A 1,845-nucleotide genomic window follows, 5' to 3' on the forward strand; every position below is an offset into this window, starting at 1 on the left:
TGAGGGGGTTGAAAGATGGTCAAAATTAGTGTAGACAAGGCTCTAGATAATGTAGACAGCAGTGTAGACAATGGTAACGAGGATGAAGAACGTGGGCCGGGGGGGGAGCCGGGTTATGGCCCGCCCTCCCGGCCGCGCCGACTAGAATTAAGGGCGCCGCAGGCTAACCGGGGGGAGTAATACCCGGTATAACAGAGTAAAGAAAATATATATTAAGATAGTGAAAGCTATATTTCTAGATAGATGCAGCTATTTTGAATTCACAAACTTAATCAATATTTTCTTTGATTGTATGATTAAATCAGTTAAGGTTGGCGGGTCTGGTGGGAAGCGATTAGGGTCTGGGCGTCCTTCTACATGGCATACACGGGATTTTAAGACCATCAGAGTGCCACTTTCTGATTTAGTTTTATATTTTGTATGAAAAGACAATATTGTTTTTTTCTTCAGCGGATTATTCGTCTCAAGCAGGAGCGTGATTTTTACCGCTGGCAAGTTCGCTGTTTAGCTTGTGCTCTCAAATATTATCAGGGTCGCAGGAATTAGAGTTAGAGCAGCCAGTGAAATTTTTCGAGTGGCAGCTCGCCCGTTGAGTTTATTGTAGTGGAAGTTTAAATTTATGTCGGGCGAGTTGACGCCGAAAAATTAGCGTAGCGGTCACTGGCTGCGGCAGGCGTAGTGTAGAGTTTGTTGTAGGGATGGTTGTGACTTCCCGGCTGGAAGTTAAGGATCTAACCAGCGGGTATTGCTTGCGGTTTTCTGTTTCATTGCATCTCTGAATGCGTTAGCCGTCATTTGAATTCTCCAAGCTCTTTCTCGTCCGATTTTACTGTCTGTTTTGGTAAAAACAAAAGTACCCCGTTGAAATTGGTTTTTGCTGGGTTTTGCCCCTGTGAGTTCTTTGATTTTGGAAGTCGGCAGTAAGATTATGTGGTTAGCGGCATATTCCAGTGCCTTGTAGTTTGCCAGCGGGTCTTGATTGGCGGCGAAGTGGCGGGCGATCGCCTCTACTAATTGTAAGATTTCATTGAAGTTGTCTAGTTGTCTAGTGGAATTGTCCAGTTGTCTAGTGGAATTGTCCAGTTGTCTAGTGGAATTGTCCAGTTGTCTAGTGGAATTGTCCAGTTGCCCGCTAGACAAAGATTCTGTATCCCTCGGAAACTCCCAGATTTTGGCTCCTGGATTGTTTTTTAGGAATTTGTCCAGTTTGTCCAGTTCGTCCAGTGACTCGCTGGATATTTCACCGCGGCTGATTGGAACTATTTGCAGTGCCTTCATGCGATCGTACACAGATTGTTTGCTGGCGAGACCGTAGCGAGTTTGCAGTTGGGAGATTTTCATTGGTTGATAATTTCTAAGATTTTACTAATTGGTTCGCCGCTCCTGAGAGCTTTGCGGACTGCCGGACATTTGCTTCCCGGACAGTATTTGGCGCGCTGCCGCTTTCCTTCCATCCAGCGGTAACTGTAGTAAGGGCCGGTGCATCCGATTTCAGGGCAGTTGATTGAGTGTTGCTTGCCGTTAACCCTGATTTTGTAGTGGCTTTCTAGCCAGCCGTTGCCGCTGTATCCCGTGTCTGAGTTGTAGTAGTTTTTACGTTCCCCTACAACAGGCTCGACTATTGGTTTGGCTGCTACAAGTTCCCCTACAACAGGCTCGACTATTGGTTTGGCTGCTACAAGTTCCCCTACAACAGGCTCGACTATTGGTTTGGCCGCTACAAGTTCCCCTACAACGGACTCGACAGTTAACTTAACTTCCTCTGGATCCCACATTCCGCACCCCCAACTGGCACATACGCGGATTGAGGAAGTAAAAGTGAATCATCGGAGATAATAATGAGTA

3 protein-coding genes are annotated in these 1,845 nt (G+C 46.3%); 1 reads left to right on the forward strand and 2 read right to left on the reverse strand.

Annotated features, from left to right (window positions below; genetic code table 11):
• Positions 1 to 15: 15 nt before the first annotated feature.
• On the forward strand, positions 16 to 180 hold the full coding sequence (locus QUB11_RS31045; protein ID WP_333207538.1) for a hypothetical protein: 165 nt from the start codon (positions 16 to 18) through the stop codon (positions 178 to 180).
• Positions 181 to 723: 543 nt separating this feature from the next.
• Here QUB11_RS31045 and QUB11_RS31050 read toward each other — a convergent pair.
• Together QUB11_RS31050 and QUB11_RS31055 are read right to left on the reverse strand one after the other, a co-directional pair.
• A complete protein-coding gene (locus tag QUB11_RS31050; protein WP_333207539.1) occupies positions 724 to 1,341 on the reverse strand; it encodes a hypothetical protein in 618 nt (205 codons plus the stop codon).
• Entirely contained in the window at positions 1,338 to 1,775 is a 438-nt protein-coding gene (locus tag QUB11_RS31055) for a hypothetical protein (RefSeq protein WP_333207540.1), read from the reverse strand. The genes QUB11_RS31050 and QUB11_RS31055 overlap by 4 nt, the downstream gene beginning before the upstream one ends.
• Between the last annotated feature and the right edge of the window lie 70 nt (positions 1,776 to 1,845).

It is taken from the genome of Microcoleus sp. B6-A1, from assembly GCF_036705085.1.
GTDB lineage: Bacteria > Cyanobacteriota > Cyanobacteriia > Cyanobacteriales > Microcoleaceae > Microcoleus.